The sequence below is a fragment of the Mycolicibacterium brumae genome (genome assembly GCF_025215495.1).
Lineage (GTDB): Bacteria > Actinomycetota > Actinomycetes > Mycobacteriales > Mycobacteriaceae > Mycobacterium > Mycobacterium brumae.
The window spans coordinates 1,251,391-1,277,824 of record NZ_CP104302.1 but is presented as its reverse complement, the minus strand read 5'-3'; the positions used below and the strand labels follow the sequence as shown (position 1 = coordinate 1,277,824).

The 26,434-nt window shown below is 73.2% G+C and carries 8 protein-coding genes and 1 pseudogene; 2 read left to right on the top strand and 7 right to left on the bottom strand.

Features of this window, described 5'->3' with window-relative positions; genetic code table 11:
• Window positions 1-9: 9 nt before the first annotated feature.
• The 6 genes from L2Z93_RS06240 to L2Z93_RS06215 are packed head-to-tail and all read right to left on the bottom strand — an operon-like array spanning window position 10 to window position 18,392.
• Window positions 10-4,455: a non-ribosomal peptide synthetase gene (locus L2Z93_RS06240; RefSeq protein WP_090592647.1), complete on the bottom strand. Its 4,446-nt coding sequence runs from the start codon at window positions 4,453-4,455 to the stop codon at window positions 10-12.
• On the bottom strand, window positions 4,452-9,695 hold the full coding sequence (locus L2Z93_RS06235) for a non-ribosomal peptide synthetase (protein WP_370745924.1): 5,244 nt from the start codon (window positions 9,693-9,695) through the stop codon (window positions 4,452-4,454). Before L2Z93_RS06235 ends, L2Z93_RS06240 begins: the two co-directional genes overlap by 4 nt.
• Entirely contained in the window at window positions 9,688-12,651 is a 2,964-nt protein-coding gene (gene mbtD, locus L2Z93_RS06230) for a mycobactin polyketide synthase MbtD (RefSeq protein WP_090592650.1), read from the bottom strand. Before mbtD ends, L2Z93_RS06235 begins: the two co-directional genes overlap by 8 nt.
• Window positions 12,648-13,976 (bottom strand): beta-ketoacyl [acyl carrier protein] synthase domain-containing protein, encoded by a 1,329-nt coding sequence (locus L2Z93_RS06225; RefSeq protein WP_260575509.1) that lies wholly within the window; start codon window positions 13,974-13,976, stop codon window positions 12,648-12,650. Before L2Z93_RS06225 ends, mbtD begins: the two co-directional genes overlap by 4 nt.
• Window positions 13,969-14,724, bottom strand: a complete 756-nt coding sequence (locus tag L2Z93_RS06220) for a thioesterase II family protein (protein ID WP_090592658.1) — start codon at window positions 14,722-14,724, stop codon at window positions 13,969-13,971. Before L2Z93_RS06220 ends, L2Z93_RS06225 begins: the two co-directional genes overlap by 8 nt.
• Window positions 14,721-18,392: a non-ribosomal peptide synthetase gene (locus L2Z93_RS06215; RefSeq protein WP_109395678.1), complete on the bottom strand. Its 3,672-nt coding sequence runs from the start codon at window positions 18,390-18,392 to the stop codon at window positions 14,721-14,723. The genes L2Z93_RS06220 and L2Z93_RS06215 overlap by 4 nt, the downstream gene beginning before the upstream one ends.
• A 165-nt stretch (window positions 18,393-18,557) precedes the next feature.
• On the opposite strand from L2Z93_RS06215, the gene L2Z93_RS06210 reads away from it, so the two are divergent.
• Together L2Z93_RS06210 and L2Z93_RS06205 are read left to right on the top strand one after the other, a co-directional pair.
• The gene (locus tag L2Z93_RS06210; protein ID WP_090592616.1) at window positions 18,558-20,240 is read left to right on the top strand and encodes a (2,3-dihydroxybenzoyl)adenylate synthase; all 1,683 of its coding nucleotides are present in this window, start codon (window positions 18,558-18,560) and stop codon (window positions 20,238-20,240) included.
• Window positions 20,237-25,228: pseudogene (locus tag L2Z93_RS06205) on the top strand (type I polyketide synthase); the annotation flags it as partial. The gene L2Z93_RS06210 and the pseudogene L2Z93_RS06205, both read left to right, overlap by 4 nt.
• A gap of 24 nt (window positions 25,229-25,252) precedes the next feature.
• On the opposite strand, the gene hemW reads toward L2Z93_RS06205, so the two are convergent.
• The gene (hemW, locus tag L2Z93_RS06200) at window positions 25,253-26,425 is read right to left on the bottom strand and encodes a radical SAM family heme chaperone HemW (protein WP_193438933.1); all 1,173 of its coding nucleotides are present in this window, start codon (window positions 26,423-26,425) and stop codon (window positions 25,253-25,255) included.
• Between the last annotated feature and the right edge of the window lie 9 nt (window positions 26,426-26,434).

Below are 26,434 nucleotides of genomic sequence, written 5' to 3'. Positions count from 1 at the left end.
GTGCGCCTTTCATGACAGTGCCTCCTGCCACAGTTGCTGCATGACGGCGATGTCGTCGTCGGTGAAAATCTCGGGCAGCCAACGCCATTGGGTCGCCAGCACCGGCTCGCCGGAGCCCGCCGGGTCGAGCATGACGGCGGCGATGATGGTCAGTTCGTGGCGCACCGCGAGGTTGGGCTCCGGAATGAGCGACGCCCCGGCCAGCAGGCTGCGGTCCTGGGTGGCCGCGCCGCCGCGGCCGATCTCGGTGCGGCCCAGGTAGTTCAGCATCAGCTGCGGCTCCGGGAGCGCCGCGAGCCGCTGCGCGGTGTCGTCCCGCAGATAGCGGAGCAGGCCGTAATCGATGCCGTCACCGGGGATTTCGGGCATCCCGTCGACCGGCGAGACGCGGACCGGGTAGATGGCGCTGAGCAGGCCGAGGGTTTCGGCGGTGTCGGTCGCCCCGTCCGGGTCGACGACGGCGTCGGCCCGGCCGTGGGTTTCCACCGCCAGCAGCGGGGTCGGGGTCGCCTCGCCGCGCCGGGCCCGCCATCTCATGATCATGATCGCCGCGGCCCTGGCCAGCCGGTCGGTGATCTCCCCCGGATTCGCCAGCAGCGCGGCGCTGAGCTGTGGGTCGCTGATGGACACCGTGACGCGTAGCTCGGCCGCGCGGTCGGTGTCCGGGCGCAGCCTGCGGGCGCCCAGGGCAGGGTCGGGGCCGTCGAGTTGGCCGGCCCAGAAGTCCACCGAGTCCAGTTGCCGGGCGCGCTCACCGAGCAGCGTCGACCACTGCCGGTAACTGGTGCGTTCCCGGACCGGCCGGGCCGCACCGCCCCCTGCCAGCGCGTGCCAGCCGGCGTCGAGTTCGGCGATCAGGATCCGCCAGGACGCCGGGTCCAGCGCCAGCACGTGCCCGGTGAGCACCAGCACGCTGTGCCCGGACCCGCGCAGCCAGATCGGGATGAGCAGCCGGCCCGCCACCGGGTCGAGGTCCTCCACCGCGGCCCGGGTCGCCTCGGCGACCGCGGCGCCCAGGTCACCGGTGACCTCCACCTCGCGCAGTTGCGGGCCGTCGGCGTCCGGGATCAGGGTGGCGGCGCCCGGGTCGTAGCGGCAGCGCAGCACCTCGTGCGCGTCGGCCGCGGCGGCCAGCAGAGCGCGCAGCTGATCGCCGGTGACGCCGTTGGGCAGTCGGATCGCCTCGGTCTGGACCAGCCGGCGCGGATCGCCGTACTGGTAGAGCCAGCGCGCGTTGGGCAGCGCCGGGATCGGGCCGCCGCCGGGTTCGACGAGCGAGGAACGAGCGAGGAAGAGGCCCGGCGCGTCAACACTGCCTTGCGCCGCCGGCGCCGGGGTCGGGTCGGCGTGCGCGGTGTCCTCCTCGTCGATGGCGGCGGCGAGGTCGCGGATCGAGTCGCATTCCAGCAGCAGCCGGGCCCGCACCGGGATGCCGCGCCGACGCGCCGCCTGGACCACCGACAGCGCCACGATGCTGTCCAAGCCCAGCGACAGCAGTTCGGCGGTGACGTCGACCGACGGCGCTTCCAGCAACTCGGCGACGATCTCCGCCAGCGCCTTCTCGGTGTCGGTTTCCGGGGCCGCGCCGGATCCGGAGTCCTCGGTCCCGTCGAGGGCGGCCAGCGCGCGGTCGTCGACCTTGCCGTTGACGGTCAGCGGCAGCCCGTCCAGCGTCAGAATGCGGTGCGGGACCAGGTATCTCGGCAGCCGCGAGCTCAGCATGTCGCGGATCTCGGCGACCGACGGGTTCGCGTCGCCGGTGTCCAGGTAGGCGACCAGCCGGGGCCCGCTGCGGTAGCGGCGCACCGCGACGTGCGCGGCGCGCACCTCCGGGTGGGTCATCAGCACGGCGACGACCTCGCCCGGTTCGACGCGGTAGCCGCGGATCTTGACCTGTTCGTCGCTGCGGCCGAGATAGCGCAGGGACCCGTCGGCGCCGCGGCGCGCCAAATCGCCGGTGCGATACATCCGCTGTCCCGGGCGGGTCGGGTCGGCGACGTAGCGGGTCGAGGTCTCCCCCGCCCGGCCCAGGTAACCGCGGGTCAGCTGGTCCCCGGACAGGTACAGCTCGCCGGCCGCCCCGTCGGGGACCGGGCGCAGCCAGGAATCCAGGACCGCGGCCCCGGTGCCGCCGGTCGGCGAGCCGATCACCGGATGGTCGACGCAGTGGATCTCGGCGACCACGGCCTCCACGGTGGTCTCGGTGGGCCCGTAGCAGTTGTAGGCCGTCATCCCGGCGCGCGCGCAGGCGTCCCGGATCGCGGCCCAGGTCGACGTTCCGATGGCTTCCCCGCCGAGGGCCAGCACCGGCAGCGGGACGCGGGTGAGCAGTCCGGCGGCGTGCAGCTGGGCGAACATCGACGGGGTGGTGTCGATGAGGTCGATCCGGCGCTCGTCGATGGTGTCGACGAGTTTCTCGGCGTCGCGCTGGATGTCGTCGCCGATGATGTGCACGCTGTGGCCGTCGAGCAGGCCGGCCAGCGGCTGCCAGGCCGCGTCGAAGGTGAACGACCAGCCGTGCGCGATGCGCAGCGGACGGCCCAGCCGGTCGGCGGCCGGGCGCAGCACGTGCGCGGCGTGGTCGACCGCGTACGCCAGCACGGCGCGGTGAGTTCCGATGACGCCCTTGGGTTTTCCGGTGGTTCCGGAGGTGAACACGGCGTAGGCGGCGGCATCCGGCGCGGTGCGAACGGGACGGTAGTCGCCCAGATCTGTGGTGCTGAGGGGCCAGCTCTCGTCGATCACCAGTTGCGCGCCGCACTGGGCGAGGATGTCGGCGATCCGGTCGGCGGGCATGCCGGGCTCAAGCGGGACGATCATCGCGCCGGCCTTGAGCACCGCGAGCATCGCGACCACGTAGCGCGGCCCGCGGCCGAGGACGATCGCCACCGGCTGCTCGGGACGCACCCCCCGGTCCAGCAGGTCGGCGGCCAGCAGGTCGGCGGCGCGGTCGAGTTCGCCGTAGCTCATCGACCCGCCGTCGAAGGTCAGCGCCACCTGATCGCTGCGCGCCGCGGCGATCTCGGCGAAGCGCAGGTGGATGGCCGGGGATCCGGCGGCGTCCATCTCCGCGGGTGTGCGGGGCGCCGGCGACTCGCCGTCGGCCAGCAGGCTGACGTCGCGCAGCGGGGCGTCCCAGCCGTCGAGCAGCCGGCCGACGACGTCGACGACGCGACGCCCGAGGCTTTCTCGGCTCATCTCGCCGAGGGCGCCGGGCAGGGATTCCACCAGCACGGTGAGTCGGTCGCCGGCCAAGTGCGCGGCGATGGTGACCGGAAAGTGCGCCAGGCTCTCCAACGCGGCGGGCGCGAAGGTGGCGCCGCCCACGGTGAACGATCCGCCGCCGACCAGCCCGCCCGGCGGGAAGTTCTCGTAGACCAGCAGGGTGTCGAACATCTCGCCGACGCCGGCCAGCGCCCGCAGGTCGGTGTGCGACAGGTAGCTGTGGTCGCGCAGCGCCGCGGCCTCGCGCTGCAGGGCCAGGCAGGACTGCCCGACGGTGGCGGCGGGGTCCAGCCGCACCCGCAGCGGGACGGTGTTGATGAACAGCCCGATCATCGACTCGACGCCGGTGATCTCACCGGGCCGGCCCGACACGGTCACTCCGAACACCACGTCGCTGCGGCCGACACAGGACGACAGGATCAGCGCCCAGGCCAGCTGCACCAGGGTGTTGACCGTGACGCCGCGCGCCCGGGCGGCCGCCACCAGCGACGCGGTGGCCGCCTCGTCGAGGCGCACTTCGGCGCGAACGGGGAGGCCGGGCGCGGGTTCGGCGGAGGTCAGCGCGGGGGTGAGCAGGGTCGGCTCGGCCAGCCCGTCCAGGTGCGACCGCCACAGCGCGAGGCTCTGCTGCTCATCGCGCCCTGCCAGCCAGCCGATGTAGTCGCGGTACGGCCGCGGCGCGGGCGGCAGCGCGGCGGCGTCGGCGCCGGATTGGTAGAGCGCGATGAGTTCGCCGACGAACAGCGGCAGTGACCAGCCGTCGATGACGATGTGGTGGGCGACCACCGCGAGCCGCCAGTGGCCGTCGGGCAGTTCGACGAGCAGGAACCGGATGGCGGGGCCGCGGGCCAGGTCGAATGGCCGGCGACGGTCCTGGGCCTCCAACCGCAGCGCGGTGTCGCGGTCGGGCGCGGTGATGTGCCGCCAGGGCAGCCGCACCTGCCTCGGGATGACCTGCACGGGTTTGCGGAGATCGCCGCGGAAGAAAGCGGCCCGCAGGTTGGGGTGGCGGACCAGCATGGCGGTGGCGCAGTTTCGCAACAGGTCGACGTCCAGCGCGCCGTCGATGTCGGCGGCCATCGCGATGATGTACGGATCGGCGCGACCGGTGTCGCCGTCGGACAGCGCCGCCATGGAGTAGAGCCCGAGTTGCAAAGGGCTCAGCGCGAGGACATCCTCGATCGCCGGCGCGCGCTGCGCTCCGGCGGTCTGCGTGTCGGTCGAGGTCACGACAGCTCGGCTCCGGAATCCGCCCACACCGAGGCGAGTTCGGCCAGCTCGTGCTCCGACAGGCCCGAGGCGCTCATCGGCGGGTGGTGAATGTCGCCGGCCTGCCCGTCGGGGTCGGCGGCATCGACCGCGTCGGCCAGAGCGGCCAGCACCGGGTGCTCGAACACCATCCGCGCGGTGAGCGCCAGCCCGGCGTCGCGGGCCCGGGATGCCAGTTGGACGGCCAGGATGCTGTCGCCGCCGAGGGCGAAGAACTCATCGCGGCGTCCGACCCGGTCGGCGTCCACGAGTTCGCCGAGCAGCTCGGCCAGCAGGCGTTCGGTGTCGGTCACCGGCGCTTCGAAGGCCACCGGTCCGGCCGCGGGCGTCACTGTCGCCAGGGCCACCGCGCCGAGGTGTTCCAGGACGCCGTCGGCGCGCCAGCGGGCCTGCGTTCCGGTGCGCAGCAGCCGGGAACCGGGTTGTCCGCCAACGGGATCGGCGACGATCCGGATCGCGGTGGTTGCGGCGTCGGGGTATCGGCCGTCGGCCAGCACGCCGCCGACGTACAGCTCGCCGACCACCCCGATCGGGGTGGGCCGCAACGTCTCGTCGAGAACGTACCCGCCCGCGCCCGGTGCGCCGCTGAACTCTTCGAGGATCTGCCGTTGTTCGTCGGCGTCGGCGATCGACAGGTCCGCGAGCGTGATGTCGGGGTCAGCGGCGAAGGCGCGCAGCACCCGGGTCAGCCAGCCGGCGAAGCGTTGCACGGTGGCGCGTTCGTACAGTTCGGGCCGGTAACCGATGAGTCCGCGGTATCCCGCAGTGCTGACGAAGAAGGCCAGCGACACGTCGGCGTGCGCGACGTCGAACACCGGCTCCAGCGCGGTGAAGGTGGTGTCCCCGTCGGGTCCGCTGGTCAGCACCCGGTCGACCGGGGCTTCGTCGCGCACGTGCACGACCACCTGGAAGAACGGGTTGCGCGACAGCGTCCGCTCCGGCCGGACCGCGTCCACCACCTGGTCGAACGGCAGGTCCTGGTTCTCATACGCCGCCAGCGCCATATCCCGTGCGCGGTCCAGTATCTGGCGCAGGGTGGGATTGCCGCGCAGGTCGTTGCGCAGCGCCAGGATATTGACGAAGAAGCCGATCAGCTGGTCCAGCTCGGATTCGCCGCGCCCGGCGACCGGGGTGCCGACGAGCACGTCGTCGCCGCTGCCGGCCTTGCTCAGCACCACCGCGACTGCTGCCTGCAGCAACATGAACTCGGTCGCGTTCTCGCCGCGGGCCAGCTCCAGCAGTTGCTGGCGGATCTGCGCGTCGAGTTCGAACTCGACCGTTTCGGCCTTGCCGGTGGGCACCGGGGGCCGGGGAAAGTCCGGGCGCAGCCCGGTCTCGGCGGGCGCCGCGGCCAGTTGGCGTCGCCAGTAGTCGCGTTGCGGTTCGGCGACGCCGGCGTCCTCGGCGAGCAGCTCGGCCTGCCAGGCGCCGTAGTCGCGGTATTGGATCGGCAGCGGCTCCCAGTGCGGGGGCTGCTGATTGACGCGGGATCGATAGGCGGTGAGCAGGTCGGTGAACAGCACGCCCGCCGACCAGTGGTCGCCGGCGATGTGATGCACCAGCAGGGACACCACCGTCTGGCCCTGTCCCGCCGGGAAGATCGCGGCCCGGATCGGCCATTCGTTCTCCAGGTCGAAGGCGTGCCGGCGCTGCGCGTCCAGCGCCGCCATGGCCGCGTCCAGGTCGGCGCAACGCTCGACGCGCACCTCCATGGCGCTGTCAACGCGCCGGGCCTCTTCCTCGCTCGTCCCTCGCTCGTCGAACCCGGCGGCGGCGGCGGGGTGGATGACCTGGTGCGGGACACCACCGTCGACCTCGCGGTAGGTGGTGCGCAGGATCTCGTGGCGGGCCACCACGTCGCCGATCGCCCGACGCAACGCGTCGAGGTCGCACGGGCCGCTCAACCGCGCGGCGAACGGGATATTGCCGACGGTGCTGCGGCCCTCGATCCGGTAGGCGAACCAGCTGCGCAGCTGCGCCGAGGACAGCGGCGCGGGACCGTCGGCGGCGCCCGCGCCGAGCGCGGGCCGCGGCGAGACCGGACCGGCGAGGGCGAGGGTGTCGATGTGCCGGGCCAGTTCGGCGACGGTCGGGTGTTCGAAGACCTCGCGGACCCCGATCTCGACGCCGCAGCCGGCCCGCACCGCGGCGACCAGCCGGGTCGCCAGCAGCGAGTGACCGCCGAGGTCGAAGAAGGAATCGTCGGCGCCGACGGCGCCGGCGTCCCGGCCGAGCAGGTCGGCGAAGATGCCGGCCAGCCGCACTTCGGTGTCGTTGCCGGGGTCGCGGTACGCCGCGCCGGAGCTGATCTGCGGGTCCGGCAGCGCGCTGCGGTCGATCTTGCCGTGGTTGGTCAACGGAATCTCTTCCACCACAACGTATCCGGCGGGCGCCATGTATTCCGGCAGCGCGGCGGCGACCCGCGCGCGGATGCGCTCGACGTCGACGTCCTCGACGCGCTGGCCGGCGACCGGGGTGAGGTAACCGACCAGACTCTTGCCGAGCCGCGGCAGTTCGCTGACCAGCACCACTGCCTGCCCGACGCTGGGGTCGACCGAGATCGCGGACGCGACGTCCCCCAGTTCGATGCGGAACCCGCGGATCTTCACCTGTTCGTCGGCCCGTCCGACGAACTCGATGTCGCCGTCGGCGTTGCGGCGGGCCAGGTCCCCGGACCGGTACATCCGGGCGCCCGCGACGAACGGGTCGGCGACGAAACGTTCCGCGGTCAGTCCGGGCCGACGGTGGTAGCCGTGCGCGACATGCGTTCCGCCGATGTAGATCTCGCCGATCACTCCGACCGGGACGGGCTGCAGGGAATCGTCGAGCAGGTACATGGCGGTGTTGATCTTGGGTGTGCCGATCGGCACGATGCGGGTGCCCTGCTTGCCTTCGACCTTGAACCGGCTGGCGTTGATCACCGCCTCGGTGGGCCCGTAGAAGTTGTGCAGCATGGCGTCGAAGGTCGCGTGGAAGCGGTCGGCGACCTCGCCGGGCAACGGCTCGCCGCCGATCGGCACCCGCTCCAGGGTTCGCCACTGGTTGACGCCGGGCAGCGACAGGAACAGCCCGAGCAGGGACGGCACGAAGTGCATCGCGGTGATGCCCTCGTCGCGCAGCAGGTTGGTGAGGTAGCCGATGTCGTTGAGCCCGCCCGGCTTGTGCACGACGACCCGCGCCCCGCAGGCCAGGATGCCGAACACCTCGGCCAGCGAGATGTCGAAGCTCGGCGAGGCGACCTGCAGCATCCGGTCACCGGCGTCGACCTGGTAGTCGCCCTTGAACCAGACGAAGTACTCCGAGATCGGGCGGTGCGGCACCGGGACGCCCTTGGGCTGGCCGGTGGTGCCGGAGGTGTAGATCAGGTACGCGGTGTTGCCCGGGCCCAGCGGGCGCACCCGGTCGGCGTCGGTGGGGTTGTGGGCGGGAAACCCATCGAGCTCGCCGACGCCGGATTCCCGGATGACCAGTTTGGCGTCGCAGTCGGCGAGGATGAAGTCCAGTCGGTCCTGCGGGTAGGTCGGGTCGACGGGCAGGTACACCGCGCCGGATTTGACCACGCCGAGCGCGGTGACGACCAGTTCCGGCGACTTGTCCAGCAGCACCGCGACGCGGTCCTCGGTCCCGATGCCCGCCCCGATCAGCCAGTGCGCCAACCGATTCGCCGCCTCGTTGACCTCGCGGTAGCTGTAGTGCCGGCCCTCGTAGACCATCGCGACGGCATCCGGGGTGCGCTGCGCCTGCGCCTCGATCAGGTCGACCAGGGTGGCGGCGGGGGTCTCGAACGCCTCGCCGTTGGAGACCTCGCGCAGCCAGGCAGATTCCTCGTCGTCCATCAACCGCAGCCGGTTCAGCGGCTCGTCCGGCCGGCTCAGCGCGTCGTCGATGAGGACCGCGAAATGGTCCAGCAGCTGGCGGGCCATGGCCGGGGTGAGGATCTCGATCAGGTGCTCGGCTTCGATGAGCACGCCGCCGTCGGCGCCGAACTCGACCATCAGCTCCAGCGGCAGTTGGGTGAGGTGGCCGCGCAGTTCGGCGCGCCGGCAGGTCACCCCGGGCGGGCAGAAGCCGTCGCCGTCGAGTTCGCGGAAGCCGAAGCTGACTCGGGTGAGCCGTTCGGCGCCGTGCCGGCGGTCGACGTTGAGTTCGCGCACCACCCGGTCGAGGTTGACCCGCTGGTGGCTGAACGCGCCGATCGCGGTCTCCCGGGTCTGGGCCAGCAGCGCACGGAAGGTCATGGTCGGCTCGGGGCGCAGTCGCATCACCACGGAGTTGCCGTAGTAGCCGATGACGTCCGCGGTGTCGGCGTCGCGGTTGATGACCGGGGCGGCGACCAGGAAATCGTCGCTGTGGGTGTATCGGTGGGTCAGCGCGCCGAACAGCGCGAGCATCACCATGTACGGGGTGGCGGCGGTCTCCCGGGCCAGTTCGGCGATCCGCTGGGCGGCCCGGTTCGGCAGGGTCACCGCGGCGCGTCCGCTGCGCCAGCTGGTCGGCGCCGCCGAGCCGTTGGGGCCGGGAAGTTCCAGCGGCTCAGGCGGATTCGCCATCACCTCGCGCCAGTACCCCAGGTCCGCGTCGGCGCTCTCCGGCGTGCTCGGGCGCGCCGGCCGGGCGGGGGCCGGGGTCAGCTCGGCGCCGGTGTAGGCGCGGGTCAGGTCGCCGAAGAACACCCGCCAGGAGGCGTCGTCCCAGGCGATGTGGTGGGCGACCAGCAGCATGACGTGCTCGTCGGCGCCGAGGCGCACCATGGTGATCCGCAGTGGCGCGTCGGTCCTCAGGTCGAACGGCGCGGCGAAGGCCCGCTGTGCGATGACCTCCAGGCGCAGTTTCCGGGCGTGCGCGGACGCCCCGGACAGGTCGTGTTCGGCCCAGCCCGGCGTGAGGTCGTCGTGGACGGTGGCGACGGGGTCTCCGTCGGCGTCCTCGCGGTAGGTGGTGCGCAGCACCGGATGGCGGCGCGCCACCGCGTTCACCGCGGCGCGCAGTGCCGCCAGGTCGATCTCGCCGGTGATCCGGTAGGACACCGGAACATTGAGCAGCGCGCCGCTGGGGTCCACCGATTGCACGAACCACATCCGGCGCTGCCCGTCGGTGAGCGCGTCGGCCGGCGCCGCGGGTTGTTCGGCTGCCGCGCCGAGTCCGCGCTGGGCGATTCTGCGGCGCATCAGCTCCAGCCGCGGGTCAGTCGTTTCAGTCACGCGAGGATTCCACTTTCTCCGGCGTCGCGGCTTGCTGCGCGGCGCGACGCACTTCTGCGATCAATCCGGCGCCGGTCATGCCGCCGAGCAGCGCGGCCAGCGAGACCCGTCCCCCGGTGGCCCGTTCCAGCCGTTTGCGCAGGTCCAGCGCGAGCAGCGAGTCGATGCCGAGGTCGAACAGCGAGGCCTCGAGGTCGACGTCGTCAGGGTCGGCCAGCCGCAGCACGGCGGACAGTTCGGCGCGCACCGCGGCGGGGGCGTCGAGGTCGGCCGTCGGGTCGGGTTGCCCGGCGGGTTCGGCGTGCCGGGTGTCGACGAACACCCGGAGTCGCTGCGCGTCGGCGGCCATCACGATCGGATCGCCCGGGTGGTCGTGCAGGGCGGCTTCGATGGCGGCGGCCGGCGGCATGGGCCGCAGGCCGGAGCGGGCGATCTGGGCGACCTCGGCGGCGTCGGCGATGCCCTCGACCTGCCACAGCCCCCAGCGGATCGACGCGCACCGCTTGTCCTTGGCGCGCAATTGTCCGGCCAGCACGTCGAGCATCCGGTTGGCGCCCGGGTAGGCCGGATGGCCGCGGCCGCCCCAGACGCCGGACACCGAGGAGCACAACAGCATTCGCGCGTTCGGGCGCAGCGGCCACAGTTCGGCCATCCGGGCGCCGCCGACGACCTTCGCCCCGAAGGTGTCGGCGCACTCGTCGGCGGTGAACCGGCCCCCGGTCCCGAGGGTGGCGACCGCGGCCGCGTGGATCAGCAGGGTGGCGCCGTCGCCGGCGTGGGCGGCGGCGACCGAGCGGACCGCGTCGGCGTCGGTGATGTCGCACGGCGGCGCGACCACCGCGGCGCCGCTGCGCTCGGTGAGTTCGGCGATGGCCGCCGGGTCCGCGCCGCGCCGGCTCAACAGCACGATGCGGCGGGCCCCGCGGGCGGCCAGGTACCGCGCGAAGTGCATCCCGATCGCGCCGGCGCCACCGGTGATGACGACGTTGTCCAAGAGACCGTCGTCGAGGCGCAGCGCGGGGGCCGGGGCGGTCTCGGTCAGGGTGCGCCGGTGGGCTTGCGGTCCGGTTCGCCCGGGGCGCACGGCCATCTCGACGGCGTCGCTGAGCAGCGCCTCGACCGCGGCGGCGGCGGTGTCGTCGTCGCAGTCCCAGGACGGCAGGTCCAGGCAGCGGAAGGTCTGGTCGTTGTGGTCGAAGCCGATGGTGCGGTGCATGCCCGCCAGCGCGGCCTGGGCGGGCAGTGGGACCGGTTCGCCCTCGCCCACCTGTTGGCCGCCGACGGTCAGCAGGCAGACCTCGCGGCAGTCGGCGCCGATCTGGTTCGGGTAGTCCAGTCCCGCGGCGCCGACCAGCGTGACGAGGTCTTCGACGGCGCGGATCACGTCCGGGTGGTCCAGCGCGGGCGCGATGACCAGCAGGAGTTCGGCGTCGGCCGGCGGGGTCAGCCGCACGCCGTGGTGGCCGTCCAGGGCGGTCCGCAGCCGGTCTGCCAGCGCGGTGTCGGCGCCCGGGCCGGTTACCGCGACGCGGCGCAGGCCGGCGGGCGCGACGGTGGTGTCCTCGGGTGTCCACGTTTCGGCCGCGACGGTGATGTCGGCGGCGGGTGTGGCGGCCCGGGGAGCCAGCCAGTGGTGCTCGGATTTCATCGGGGCGTTGGGGAATCCGCGCAGCAGCGTCTCGGCGCCGGTGAGGTGCTCGCGCCACGGGTGCTCGGGGTCGGCGAGGGCGGCGGCGGCGATGCCGGCGCTCAGTTCGTCGATGGGCGCGGTGTCGCGCCGCCCGGAGCCGAGCAGCAGCGGCGAGGGCCCCGCGGTGTGCTCGGCGAGTTGGTCCAGCGCGGTCAGCAGCGCCGGGTGCGCGGACATCTCGATGAAGGCCGCGGCGCCGTGGTCGATCGCGCATTGCGCGGCGCGGTCGAACCGCACGGTGCTGCGCAGATTGTTCGCCCAGTACGCGGCGGTCTCGGCGCCGGCACTCACCGTGGCGCCGGTCGCCGACCCGATGAACGGCATCGCCGGCGCGGCGAACCGGGCGTCGGGAAGCTGGTTGATCATCTGTGCGGCAACGGGTTCCAGCAGGCTGGTGTGCGCGGGGAATTCGACGGCAAGTTCGCGGACGAATTCACCGTCGGCAGCCACCCGGGCGACCAGTTCCGAGACGGCCGCGCGGTCTCCGGAAACCACCACCGAGGACGGCGAGTTGACCACCGATAGCTCCAGCCAGCCCGAGCTGTCGGCGATCAGCGCTTCGGCGCGCTCCGGGGAGCAGCCGAGCACCGCCATGCCGTAGCCGCCGTGGAAGCCCTGCACGGCCTGGGCCCGGGCGATGACCGCGGCGACCGCGTCGGGCAGTTCGATGGCGCCGCAGAGGTAGGCGGCGGCGATCTCACCGAGGCTGTGCCCGACGGCGAGGTCGGGCTCGACGCCGTGCGCGCGCCACGAGGCCGCCAGCGCGATTGCGTGCAGGAATTGCGCGCCCTGGATCTCCACCTGCTCGGCCTCAGGCGGTTGATCGCCGGCGATCAGGTACGGCAGCGGGGTGGCCGCGCCGGCGGCGGTGAAGGCCGCCGCGGCGCGGTCGGCGGCGTCGCGGTAGACGGGCAGCTCGGCGTACAGATCGGCGCCCATGCCCGGCCACTGGCCACCCTGGCCGGGGAACACGAAGGCCCGTCGCGGGCGGGTGGCCGACGATGACCGGGCCACCAGCGGGTGTGCGACGCCGGCGACGACGGCGCGCAGCCCGTCGGCGAGTTCGGCGGTGTCGGCGGCGCGCAGCAGCACCCGGTGCCGGCGGATCCGCCGGGTGCGCAGCAGCGTCGCGGCGACGTCGACCGGCCGCGGGTCGCGGTCCAGGAACCTCAGCAGCGCGGCGGCGTCGGCGGAGAGCAGCGATTCGTCGTGGGCGCTGAGCAGCACCGGGTTCCGGCCGTCGGGCAGGGTTCGGGGGCCGGTCAGCACAGCGCCTCCACGCGGGGTCGGCGATCGGGCATGGCGAGGATGGTGTGCGCGTTGGTGCCGCTCATGCCGAACGCGGAGACTGCGCCGATCCGCCGTCCCGCGGTGGCCGGCCAGTCGGTCAGCGTGCGGGCCAGCCGAAGGCCCTGTGCGTCCCAGTCGATGTGGTCGCTGGGCGTCTCGGCGTGCAGGGTCGGCGGGATCTGCCCGTGTTCGGCGGACACCAGGACCTTGGCCAGGCCCATCGCGCCGGCGGCCGCCTGGGCGTGGCCGATATTGGATTTCACCGATCCCAGCACCGGCCCGCGCTCGGGCGCGCAGGCCCCGTAGGTGGCCGACAGGGACCGGAGTTCGGTGCGGTCGCCGAGGCGGGTGCCGGTGCCGTGGCCCTCGACCACGTCGACGTCCTCCGGGGCGACGCCGGCGCGGTCCATCGCGCGTTGGAACAGCCGGGCCTGCGCGGATTCGCTGGGCGCGGTGAGGCCGGGCGTGGACCCGTCGGAGTTCAGGCAGCAGGCCAGCACCTCGGCCAGCACCGGGCGGCCGTCGCGCTCGGCGGCGGATCGCCGTTGCAGCAGGAACATCGCGCCGCCTTCGGCCCACACCGTGCCGCCGGCCTGCGCGCTGTACGGGCGGCAGCGGCCGTCGGCGGACAGCGCGTGCTGCTTGGCGAATTCGACGAAGTAGCCGGGGGCGCCGAGCACCGCCACGCCGCCGGTCAGCGCGAGGTCGCAGTCACCGGCCCGCACCGCGGACACCGCGGTGTGCAGCGCGGTCAGCGACGACGAGCAGGAGGTGTCGATGGTCAGCGCGGGCCCTTCGAGCCCGAGGATGTAGGCCACCCGGCCGGAGATCACCCCGAGCGAGGTCCCGGTCAGCAGGTGCCCGCTGTGCTCGGAGTACTCCGACATCGGCGGGCCGTATTCGAGCATCGACGCGCCGATGTAGCAGCCGACGTCGTGGCCGGCCAGGTCGTCGGGGTTGACGCCGCTGTTCTCCACGGCGCGCCAGGCCAATCGGAGCGCGAGTCGTTGCTGCGGATCCATCGCGACGGCCTCCCGCGGCGAGATGCCGAAGAACCCGGGGTCGAAGTGCGTTGCGCTGGAGAGGAATCCGCCGAGATTGCTGATCGGGGTGTAGCCGTCGCGGAACGACCCGGCGAGCAGTTCGGCGACCGGCCAGTCCCGGTCGGTCGGGAACGGGGTCAGCGCGTCGCGCCCGCCGCTCAGCAGCGACCAGTACTCGTCGGGGGTGCTGACATCGCCGGGCCCTTCCACCGCCATGCCGACGATGACGACGGGGTCGTGATCGCTCGCGCTAGCCACGGCCGATCAGCTCCGCCACGGTGTCGATGTGGTCGTTGATGTAGAAGTGGCCGCCGTCGAACAGGGTGCAGGTGAACGCGCCGTCGGTGTGGAACTCCCAGCCGCGCAGCATGTCTTCGGAGATCCGGTGGTCGTCGCTGCCGCCGAGGGCGTGCACATCGGCGCCGATCCGGACGTTGCGGTCGCAGCTGTAGTTGTTGAAGGCGGAGTAGTCCGCCCGCACCGCCATCAGCAGCAGCTCGACGAAGTCCGGGTCGGCGAGCAGCCGTGGGTCGGTGCCGTCGAGGTCCACCATGTCGGCGAGCACCTCGTGATCGGCCAGCGGCGCCGGCGGCGATCCGGCCACCGTCCAGGGCGCCTGGCCCGCCGACACCCACACTTCCGGCACCGGGATGCCCTGGCTCTCGGCGCGACGGGCGAATTCGAAGGCGACCAGCGCGCCCATGCAGTGGCCGAACAGCCGAAGCGCTCCGGCCCGGCGCCAGTCGGCGGCGGCGAACAGTTCGTCGGCCAGCGCCTCGAGGGTTTCCGGGGCGGGGTCGGCCAACCGGTCGGCCCGCTGCGGGTACTGCATGACGAAGGTGTCCGCGCCCTGGGTGGACAGCGCCGTGGCCAGCGGCCGCAGGGCGGTGGCCGCTCCCCCGGCGTGCGGGAACAGCACGGTGGCGGCGCCGGGTTCGCCGGGGCTCGAAGATGGCGGGAAATGCTTCACCCAGGGTTTGAGGGTGGCGTGATGCGCTGCGGTCATCGGCACTCCGCTTCCAGGGCCGCGGACACCTGACCGGCGTCCATGGCGGCGACCTCCAGGTACACCTCGGCGACGTCGGCCAGCCGGGTCGGATCGGGTTCGCGGCCGGCCAGCAGCGCGGCCAGTCCGGCCGCGGTGCGGGCGGCGAAGACGTCGGCGACCATCACGGTCGGGGTGTCCAGCCAGTCCCGCACCCTGGCCACCAAGGCGGTGGCCAGCACCGAGTCGCCGCCGAGGTGGAAGAAGTCGTCGTCGGGCCCGACGGCGTCGGCGCCCAGCGCGCCGGCGAAGATGTCGGCCAACGCGGCCTCCAGCGGTGTGGCGGGTTCGCGTCGCCCGGCGGCGGGTTCGGCGTCGGCCCGGCGCGCCTCCTGCGCGAGCAGCGCTTCGGCGGCCTTGCGGTCGGTCTTTCCGCCGACGCCGTACGGGATCGCGTCGGTGAGCACCAGGACATCCGGAATCATGTGCGGCGGAACGAATCCCGCGAGCGCGCGGGTCAGCTGCGCAGCGGTCATGGCCGGATCGGTGACGGCGACCAGCGCGGCCAGCCGGACTCCGGCCCGCGCTCCGGCGGCGGGCACGACGGCGGCGACCGCGCCGTCGACGGCCTTGATCCGGTTCAGCGCGCCTTCGACCTCGCCGAGTTCGACCCGGTAGCCGCTGATCTTCACCCGGTGGTCGGCGCGTCCGATGAACTCCAGTGAGCCGTTGGGCAGGTAGCGCGCCAGGTCCCCGGTGCGGTACCAGCGAATCGAGTCGTGAACCACAAACTTCTCCGCGGTCAGGTCCGGTCGGCCGCGGTAGCCGTCGGCCACTCCGCGCCCGCCCACCCAGAGTTCGCCGGGAACCCAGTCCGGGCAGTCGGTTCCGTCGGCCGCGACGACCCGGCAGGCGTTGCCGGGCAGCGGCCGGCCGAACGGGACGGCCGACCACTGCAGCGGCAGGTCCCCGGGTTCGCAGATGGTGTTGTGGATGGCGGTTTCGGTGGCGCCACCGAGTCCGGCGACCCGTACCCCGGGCGCCAGCCGGCGCAGCGCGCGGACCATGTCGGCGCGCACCCAGTCCCCACCGGTGGGAACCACCCGCACGGTCGCGATCCGGCCCACCGGATTCAGCGCCACCAGCATCTCCAGCCAGCCGGACAGCCAGTGCAGCACGGTGATTCGGCGCGCCTGGATCAGGTCGACCCAGGCGTCGGGGTCGCGGCGCTGGTTCTCCTCGACCATCACGATGGTCCCGCCCGCGCTGAGCATGCCGAACACGTCCAGGACGCTGATGTCGCCTTCCAGCGTGGACAGCGCGAGCGCCCGGTCGTCCGGCCCGATCCGGAAGTGCCGGTTGATGAACTCGACGGTGTTCATCGCGGCGTCGTGGCTGACCTCGACGCCCTTGGGCTCACCGGTGGAGCCGGAGGTGAACAGCACGTAGGCCAACCCGGTCGGGTCGGTCGCCACCGGTTCGGTGTCGGCTGCCTCGGGCAGGCCGGCCGCGATGGCGTCGCAGACCCGCAGCGTCGGAATGTTCAGGCTCGAATCCGGTTGCGCCGCAGCGTCTTCGCCCCCGCAGCGCAGGACCAGCCGGACGTCGGCGCCGACCAGGATGCGGGCCGCGCGGTCGGTGGGCTGGTCGGCGCCGATGGGCAGGTACGCCGCGCCTGCGGCGTGCACGCCCAACAGCGCCGGGATCTGATCGGCATGCTTGGGGCCGACCACGGCCACCAGGTCGCCGGGGCGCACGCCGCGGCGGCGCAGCGTCGCCGAGACCGCCAGCGCCTGCTCGCGCAGCTGCCGGTAGGTCCATTCGGCGCCGGCGCCGATCACCGCGGTCGCGTCCGGCTGGGCCTGGGCCGCCCGGAAGAACCCGTCGTGCAATCGATCACCGCTGGGCCGGGGTGCGACGCTGTTGAGCGCGTCGCGGATGGCCTGCTGGCCGACCGGGACGGCCGAGCCCGCGGCGGTGTCCCAGGCGGCGTCGTCGGCGGCGAGCCGGGTCAGCTCGGCGATGTGGTCGGCGAACATGGCGTCGGCCACGCCGGAGCGGAACGCCTCCTCGCGCACGTCCCAGTTGATCAGCAGCCCGCCGTCGAACGGGGTGGCCTGGGCGTCGAGCAGCACCTGCGGCCCCTGCGAGATGTGCCACACGCAGTCGCCGAACGCGTCGGTGACCTCACCGGCGAACAGGTCGCCGAGGCCGAGGGCGCTGGTGAAGACGAACGGCGCCAGCGCGGGGACGCCGCGCAGCCGGGTCAGGTCGCGCAGCACCGACAGGCCCGAATAGCTGGAGTGCGCGGCGGAGGCCCGCATGGACTCCTGCAGCACCCGGCCGCGCTGGGCGGGGGTGTCCGCGTCGGTGAGATCGACGTCGAGCATCAGCGAGGTGGTGAAGTCGCCGACGAGTTTGTCGACGTCGCGGTGATACGGCTCGCGGCCGAACATCGGCAGGTTGAGCAGGAAGTGCTCGCTGGTGGACCAGCGGGCCAGGGTGCCCGCGTAGCAGCCGGCGATCGCCATGGCCGGGGTGACGCCGCGCCGCTGGGCGGCGGTGAACAGCGACTCGCGCTGCTCGGCGGTGAAGAAGTGCCAGCGCCGGACGGTGCGGCGCGGGTCGGTTTGTTCTGAGGCCGGGGTCAGCGGCGGCGCCGGTGGTTCCGGCAGGGTCGGGATGCGCTCGGCCCACCACTGCCGGTCGGCGTCCCGGACGCCGTTCTCGGCCGTCAGCGCCGCGCGGTACTGCCGGTAGGTGTATTCGAGGTCGGGCAGCTGCGCGCCGTTGTAGAGCGCGGCCAGGTCGGCCATGAAGTTGCGGTAGCTGACCGCATCAGCCGCCGACATGTCCATGTCGACGTGCAGCCGGCTCCGGCCGCCGGGCAGCAGGGACAGGGAGATCTGCAGCACCTCGCCGTCGAGCATCTGGTGAGAGTTGCGGTCCCGGATCTCGGCCAGCCGGGCGTCGGCCGTCGCGGTGTCCAGTTCGCGCAGGTCGTTGATGGTGACCGGCAGGCTGCGATCGGTGATGCGCTGCAGGCCGTCGGGCAGGATCTGCACCCGCAGCATGGGGTGGCGCCGCGCCAGCGCGGCCGCTGCGACCCGCAGCCGCTGCGGGTCGACGGCGCCGCCGGGTTCGAGGGGCGAGGTACGAGCTCCGAAGAGGCCCGGCGCAATGTCACCGCCGGGTTCGAGGGGCGAGGTACGAGCTCCGAAGAGGCCCGGCGCAATGTCACCGCCGGGTTCGAGGGGCGAGGTACGAGCTCCGAAGAGGCCCGGCGCAATGTCACTGCCGACGGAGTCGAACTCGACATAGAGGTGCGGCGCGACCCCGCCGAGAGCCTGCTCGGCGTTGCGTCCCAGCCATAGCGCGTGCTGGATCGGCGCCAGCGGGAACGGTTCGTCGAGGTTCTCATCGGCGCCATCGCGCTGCTCGGACGGTTGCGAGGGCGCCGAGTCGCCGGGTGCGCGGTCCCCCAGCAGTCGGGCCCAGGCGCTGATGGTCGGGTTCTGCGACAGCGCGGCGAACCCGACGTCGATGCCCTGCCGGCGCCACCGGCCCGACAGCGACATCATCCGGATGGAGTCCAGCCCGGAGGCGATCAGGTCGGCGTCGGGGTCCAGCGTCTCAGCGTCGACGCCCAGCAGTTCGGCGACCTGGTCGCGCACCGCGGTCGGAGTCATCGCCGCGCGACCCACGATTTCATCCTCCCGAACTTTCGAGTTGGGCCCGGCTGTTAATTGAGTTCAAGACCCAATTCTTAAGCGGAGGCTAAGCTAACTTTGTTGAGGCTACCCTAGCTAGGATCGTCCGGAAGCAGTCACCCGGAAGGTCGTCCACACGCCATCATGAGCACCAACTCCAGCCCCCGCATTTCCGCCGCAACGGTGACCGTCGAAACCGAACCGACTTCTCTCACAACCGGTTTCGCCCCGTTCCCGGCCGACCGGGCAGAGCTGTACCGGGCTGAGGGGCTGTGGGCGGGCCGTCCTCTGGACACCCTGCTGTCCGACGCCGCCGAGCACTGGCCGGACCGTCCCGCAGTGATCGATTGTCACATCAGTCACAGTTTCGCGGAGCTGGACGCCCTCGCCGACCGGACGGCCGCCGCGCTGACCGACCGGGGCATCCGGCCCGGCGACCGGGTGCTGCTGCAGTTGCCCAACTCCTGCGCTTTCGCCGTCACGTTCTTCGGCTTGCTGCGCGCCGGGGCGGTCCCGGTGATGTGCCTGCCCGGGCACCGGCACGCGGAGCTGGGCCACTTCGCCGCCGTCAGCGGCGCCGTCGCGCTGATCATCCCACCCCAGGCCAGCACCACCGGGTTCGACTACCGGGAGATGGCCGCCGGCCTGCAGGCCGAGCACCCGGGCCTGCGCCAGGTGCTCACCCCCGCCGATCTGGACGCCCCGGCCGACGGTTCCGCCGCGGCCCGAGGACCCGTCGACCCCGCGGCGCCGGCCCTGCTGCTGGTCTCCGGCGGCACCACCGGACTGCCCAAGCTGATCCCCCGCACCCACGACGACTACCACTACAACGCGCGGGCCTGCGCGCAGGCGTACGGCATGACCGGCGACGACGTGTATCTCGTCGCGCTGCCGGCCGGCCACAACTTCCCGCTCGGCTGCCCGGGCCTGCTGGGCTCGATGAGCGTCGGCGCGCCCACCGTGTTCACCGACGACCCCAGCCCGGAGAACACGTTCGCCCTGATCGACAAGCACCGGGTCACCGTCACCGGGCTGGTCAACGCGCTGGCCAAGATGTGGGCCCAGGCCTGCGATTGGGAGCCGGTGCTGCCGCGCACCCTGCGCGTCGTGCAGGTCGGCGGCTCCCGGATGCTGCCCGAGGAGGCCCGCTTCATCCGGCAGAACCTGTCGGAGGGAATGGGGCAGATCTTCGGGATGGCCGAGGGGATGCTGAACTTCACCCGCCCGGGCGACCCGGTCGACGTCGTGGAGCACACCCAGGGCCGGCCGATGTCCCCGCACGACGAGCTGCGCGTGGTCGATGAGAACGGCGACGAGGTGGCCCCGGGCGAGGAGGGCGAATTGCTGGTCCGCGGGCCGTACACGCTCAACGGCTACTACCGCGCCGACGACGCCAACGCCCGGTCCTTCACCCCGGACGGCTTCTACCGCAGCGGCGACCGGGTGCGGGTGTTCGCCGAGGGCCCGCGCGCCGGCTACGTCGAGGTGACCGGTCGGATCAAGGACGTCATCCACCGCGGCGGGGAGACCGTGTCGGCCTCCGACCTGGAGGAGCATCTGCTCACCCACCCGGCGATCGGCGCGGCCGCGGCTGTCGCGCTGCCCGATGAGTATCTGGGTGAGAAGATCTGCGCCGCAGTGGTGTTCGCCGGGCGCACGATCACGCTCGCCGAGCTGAACGAGTTCCTCGACGGCCGCGGCGTGTCCGCGCACAGCCGCCCGGACACCCTGGTTCCCCTGCCGACGCTGCCGAAGACCGCGGTCGGCAAGGTGGACAAGAAGCAGATCGTCGCCGGACTGACCGGCGGTTCGGCAGGCACGTCATGAGCGCGACGGCGCCGGTCGCGATCATCGGCATCGGGTGTCGGCTGGCCGGCGATGTCCGCACCCCCGCGCAGTTCTGGGACTTCATCACCGAGGGCCGCAGCGCGGTGACCGAGGTGCCCCCCGAGCGCTGGGAGCCGTATCTGCGCCGCGACGCGCGCAACGCGGCGGTGCTGGCCGAAACCACCCGGCACGGCACCTTCATCGACGACCTCGAAGGGTTCGACGCCGAGTTCTTCGGCGTGAGCCCGCGCGAGGCCGAGTTGATGGATCCGCAGCAGCGGCTCGCCCTGGAGGTCAGCTGGGAGGCCCTGGAGCACGCCGGGGTCGGCCCCCGCTCGCTGGCCGGCAGCGACACCGCGGTGCTGATGGGGGTCAACTCCGACGACTACGGCAAGCTGCTGATGGAGGATCTGACCGGCATCGAAGCCTGGACCGGGATCGGCACCTCGCTGTGCGGGGTGGCCAACCGGGTCTCACACCTGCTGGACCTGCGCGGGCCGAGCGTCGCGCTGGACGCCGCGTGCGCGGCCTCGCTGGTCGCCGTGCACCAGGCCTGCGCGATGCTGCGCTCCGGGGAGACGTCGCTGGCACTGGCCGGCGGGGTCAGCGCGCTGATCGGTCCGGGCCTGACCCGGGTGCTCGACCAGGCCGGGGCCACCGCCGGCGACGGCCGCTGCAAAACCTTCGACGCCGGCGCCGACGGATACGGTCGCGGTGAAGGCGCCGCCGTGGTGGTGCTCAAACGCCTCGACGACGCGCTGCGCGCCGGCGACCGGGTGATCGCCGTGGTGCGCGGCGGCGCCGTCGCCTCCGACGGCCGCACGGTCGGCATCATGAGCCCGAACGGCGCCGCTCAAGCCGACCTGTTCCGGCTGGCCTGCCGAGCCTCCGACGTCGACCCCGCGACGGTCGATTTCATCGAGGCGCACGGCACCGGCACACCGACCGGCGACCCCGTCGAGGTCGCGGCGCTGGCCCAGGTCTACGGCGCGGCCCGCGCTCCCGGCGCGCCCGCGGTGATCGGATCGGTCAAACCCAACACCGGCCACCTGGAGGGTGGCGCCGGCGCGGTCGGCTTGATCAAGGCGGCGCTGGCGCTACAGCACGGCGAGATCCCGCCGACCGCCGGAATCCGCACGCTCACAACGGAAGTCGACTGGGATACCAGCGGTTTGCGGGTCAACACCGTCACCGAGCCGTGGCCGGACGCCGGCGCGCGTCACCGGCGCGCCGCGGTGTGCAGCTACGGCTACGGCGGCGCGATCGCGCATGTGCTGCTGGAACAGGCGCCCGTCACCGCCGACGCCCCGGCGACGCCGGTCGGCGGACCGCTGCTGGTCCCGGTGTCGGCGCGCACCCCCGCGCGCCTGGCCGACCAGGCCGCGGCGCTGGCCGATCACCTCGACGACCACCCGCTGCCGGAGGTGGCCGCCACCCTGTGGCGGCGCCGGTCGGCCGAACCGGCGCGCGCCGCGGTGCTGGCGCACGACACCGCCGGGCTCCGGGCGGCGCTGCGCGGCCTGGCCACCGGGGCGCCCCACCCCGACATCGTGCGCGGCGAGGTGCTGCCCGGCGCCGCCGACGGCGCGGTCTGGGTGTTCTCCGGGCACGGCTCGCAGTGGCCGCAGATGGGCGCGGAACTGCTGGCCGGCGAACCGGCCTTCGCCCGGGTGATCGATGAGATCGAGCCGATCTACCAGTCCGAACTGGGCTTCTCGCCGCGCGCCGCGCTGGCCGCGGGCGACCTCGGCGACACCGACCGGATCCAGGCGCTGACGTTCGCCGTGCAGGTTGGGCTGGCCGCCGTGCTCCGCGAGCGTGGCCTGTCCCCCGCGGCGGTGATCGGGCATTCGGTGGGCGAGGTCGCGGCCTGCGTGACGGCGGGGGTTTTCGACCTGGCCCAGGGCGCCGCGGTGGCCTGCTACCGGGCGCGCGGTTTCCGCCGGGTGCAGGGCGCCGGCGCGATGGCGATGGTGTCGGCCGGGTTCGACGAGGTGCGGGCACGGTTGGCGGACCGCACCGACGTGGTGGCCGCGATCAGCTCCTCACCGACCGCCACGGTGATCTCCGGCGAACGCGCCGCGGTGGCCGACATCAGCGAGCAGTGGTCCGGCGACGGGTTGGCCGTCCGTCGGGTCAACACCAATGTGGCGTTCCACTCCCCGGCGATGTCGGAGCTGACCGGTGAGTTGTCCCGCCTGGTGGCCACGCTGCCGCCGGGGCGGCCGGCCGCGACGCCGCTGTACACCACCGCGCTGGCCGATCCCCGCTCGACGGCGCAACGTGGGCCGCAGTACTGGGCGACGAATCTGGCCGGCCGGGTCCGGTTCGCCGAGGCGGTCACCGCGGCCGCAGAGGACGGCCATCGACTGTTCCTGGAGGTGTCCGCGCATCCCGTGGTGGCGCATTCGGTGTCAGAAACGTTGCTGCACTTGGGGATCGAGGATTACGCGGTCACCGGGACGCTGCGCCGCGACGGCTCGTCCGCGGACTGCGTGGCCCGCGCGACGGCGACGCTGCACTGCCACGGGGCGCCCGTCCCGGCCCCGGTCCCGCCGGGGGCCCGGTGGGCCGAGCTGCCCGGCGCCCAGTGGCGGCACCGCCGGTTCTGGCGCACCCCCACCGCCCCGCCGGGGGGCCGCGGTTTGCACGATCCGGGCACGCACACGCTGCTCGGCGAGCAGTTCGACATCGCCGGCCCGGCGCCGGCCCGGGTCTGGGAGACCCGGCTGGACATGGACACCCGGCCGTATCCGGCCACGCACCCGGTGTACGGCGCCGAGATCGTGCCCGCCGCGGTGCTGCTGAACACCTTCCTGACCGCGGCCGGGACCGACATCGCCGACGTTCGGCTGCGCACCCCGGTGCCCCCGGGGCAACCGCGTGACATTCAGGTGGTGCGCCAGGACGGGTCGCTGAGCCTGGCCGGCCGACCGGACGGGCAGACCAGCTGGCTCACCCACTGCTCGGCGTCGATCCGCGAAAACGGTTGTCCCCCAGAACCGCTGGACATCCCCTCGGCGCGGAACCGCTGCCGCGAGGAGATGGCGCCGGAGTTCGTGGTGGACACCCTGGCCGGCCTCGGCGTCGCCGAGATGGGCTTCGACTGGCGGATCGTCGAACACCGTCGCGGTGACGGTGAGCACCTGGTGACGGTGCGCGCCGACGGCGCGCGGACCTGGGCCCCGGTGCTCGACGCCGCCACGTCGGCGGCGTCCACGGTGTTCGACGGGCGGCTGCGAATGCCGTCGCGCATCGAGCGCCTCACCGTGCTGAGCCCGCCGGCGGAAGACGCAATGCTGCATATCCGGCCGCGGCCGGGCGGCACCTGCGCGGACGTGCTGATCACCGACACCGCGGGCGAACCGCTGTCGGTGATCGCCGGAATGACGTTCGAGGAGTTGGAGAACTCCGACGGCGAGGTGACCCGGATGCTGCACCGGCTGAGCTGGCATCCGATGCCGTTGCCCGACCAACGTCCCCCGCGGGTGGTGCTGGTCGGTGGCGACGATCGCGTCGCGGCGTGGTGCGCGCGCGACCTGGACGCCCACGGCGTGGACTGGCGCCGGATCGCCACGGCCGCCGCCCTGCCCGACCGGCTGCCCGAGGGTTCTGCGGTGCTGGTGTTGCCCGCCGACGCGCAAACGCCCACCGACGCGGTAGGACAGCTGTTGAACACCCTGAAGGCCATGCGGGACAAGGGGGTTGGCGCACGGCTGTGGACCCTGACCCACAATGTCCGCGACGGTGCGGACCTGAACCGCTCCCCGCTGTGGGGATTGGCCAGGGTCGCGGCGACCGAGCATCCGCAGCTATGGGGCGGCGTGCTGGACCTCGACGCCGACGAGCTCCCGGTGACCGCCCTGAGCGGGCCGGCCGGGCACCCGGTGGTCTCGTTCCGCGACGGCGCGGCGCACACCGCGCGGCTGGCCGCCCCCGGCGACGCCGACGGTCAACCGCTGGCATGCTCACCCGCCGGCAGCTACCTGATCACCGGCGGCACCGGCGCCCTCGGGCTCCGGGTCGCCGAGCACCTCGCCGAACTGGGCGCCCGCCGGTTGATCCTGGCGTCCCGATCCGGGCTGCCGCCGCGGCGGGAGTGGGCCGCCCGCGACGACGACGTCATCCGCGCGGTGCTGGCGCTGGAGGAGCACGGCGTGACGGTGACCGGGCTGGCGCTCGACATCGGCGCCCGCGGCGCCGCGGACCGGTTGCGCGCGGCGCTCGCCGAGTTGCCGGAGGTGCGCGGCGTGGTGCACGCCGCCGGGGTGGACGCCTCGGCGGTGCTGACCCAGACCACCGAGGCCGACCTGACGGCCACCATGTCGCCCAAGGTCGACGGCGCGCTGGCCCTGCACGAGGTGTTCCCCCCCGGGACGCTGGACTGGCTGGTGCTGTTCAGCTCGTGCGGCTACCTTGCGGGCTTCCCCGGCCAGGGCGCCTACGCCTGCGGCAACGCGTTCCTGGACGCGCTGGCCCGGCATCGGCGCGCCCGCGGCGACAACGCCGCCGCGGTGGCGTGGACGGCGTGGCGCGGCCTGGGCATGGGTTCGGACTCGGCGTTCGTGGCCGCGCAGCTGGACGCGTTCGGGATGGGGTCCATCGCGCCCGATCAGGGCGTCTCGGCGCTGGCGGAGGCCATGCGCAGTGGGCTGGCCAACCCGGTGGTGCTGCCGGTGCTGCCGGCGGCCGCCTCGATTCCGATTTTCGCCGATGTGGCCGCTCCGGCCCGGCCCGACACCGAGCCCGCGCCGGCGCCCGGCCCGCACGACGGAATGGACACTGCCGAATGGGCGGCCCGACAGGTGCTCGACGCAGTGGCCGGTGAGCTCGGGTTGGCGCCCGAGGACGTCGACGTGCGGGCGCCGCTGGTGGAGATCGGCGTCGACTCGATCATGACGGTGGCGCTGCGCCGCCGGCTGGAGCAGCGCACCGGGCTGCGGCTGCCGCCGACGCTGCTGTGGGAGCACCCCACCGCCGCGGCGGTGACGGCGCGCATCACCGAGTTGTGCTCAGTCGGCGAGCAGGTCCCGGACGATGGCGTCGGCGAGCAGCCGGCCCCGATCGGTGAGGACGAGGTTTTCGCCGCTGCGGACCAGCAGGCCCGCGTCGACAGCGTCGTCGGCGCGACGTAGCTCCTCGGGCGCCAGCAGCGCGGTCGGCAAGCCGTCGCGCATCCGGATCCGCAGCAGCACCTGCTCGACGTGCCGGTCGTCGTCGTCGAGTTCCTCGAACCCGGCAACCGGCAGCCCTCCGGCGGCCAGCTCGTCGGCGTATCTGTTGGGGTGCTTGACGTTCCACCAACGCACGGCCCCGAGATGACCGTGCGCGCCGGGCCCCGCGCCCCACCACTGGCCACCGTTCCAATAGCCCAGGTTGTGCCGGCACTGTCCGCCCGGGCGGCTCCAGTTGGACACCTCGTACCAATCCAGGCCGGCCGCCGACAGGCGCGCGTCCAACAGCTCGTAGCGGTGCGCGAGCACATCGTCGTCGACGGCGGGCATCTCGCCGCGCCGGACCCGCCGGGCCAGCGCGGTGCCGTCCTCCACCACCAGCGCGTAGGCGGAGACGTGGTCGACCTCGGCGGCCAGCACCGCGTCGACCGAGGCGGCCAGGTCGTCGTCGGATTCCCCCGGGGTGCCGTAGATCAGGTCGAGGTTGACGTGGTCGAACCCGGCGTCGCGGGCTTCCAGCGCCGCGGCCGGCGCCCGGCCCGGTGAGTGCACCCGGTCCAGCAGTCGCAGCACGTGCGACGCCGCGGACTGCATGCCCAGCGACACCCGGGTGTAGCCGGCGGCCCGCAGGTCGGCGAAGAAGGCCGGCGAGGTGGACTCCGGGTTGGATTCGGTGGTCACCTCGGCGTCAGGGGCCAGGGTGAAGTTCGCCCGCACCGCGTCCAGCACCGCGGCCAGCCCGTCGGCGCCCAGCAGCGACGGGGTGCCGCCGCCGACGAACACGGTGTCCACCGCCGGCGCCTCCAGCGTCTGCGCGGCCAGGTCGAGCTCCCGGCGCAGCGCTTCGAGCCAACCCGCCACGGTCGAACCGGGCTGGCCTGCCAGCTCCGCCGGGGTGTAGGTGTTGAAGTCGCAGTACCCGCACCGGGACGCGCAGAACGGCACGTGCAGGTAGAGGCCGAACGGGGCGCCGGGCGTCGCCCGCAGTGGCGGCACGGCGACGGCGGTCATGTCCACCAG

Bases quoted from the DNA above. Each gene is read 5' to 3' on its own strand.
- L2Z93_RS06220 (WP_090592658.1), bottom strand. From the start codon at position 14,724: ATGACCGCAGCGCATCACGCCACCCTCAAACCCTGGGTGAAGCATTTC.
- L2Z93_RS06215 (WP_109395678.1), bottom strand. From the start codon at position 18,392: ATGACTCCGACCGCGGTGCGCGACCAGGTCGCCGAACTGCTGGGCGTC.
- L2Z93_RS06210 (WP_090592616.1), top strand. From the start codon at position 18,558: ATGAGCACCAACTCCAGCCCCCGCATTTCCGCCGCAACGGTGACCGTC.
- hemW (WP_193438933.1), bottom strand. From the start codon at position 26,425: ATGACCGCCGTCGCCGTGCCGCCACTGCGGGCGACGCCCGGCGCCCCG.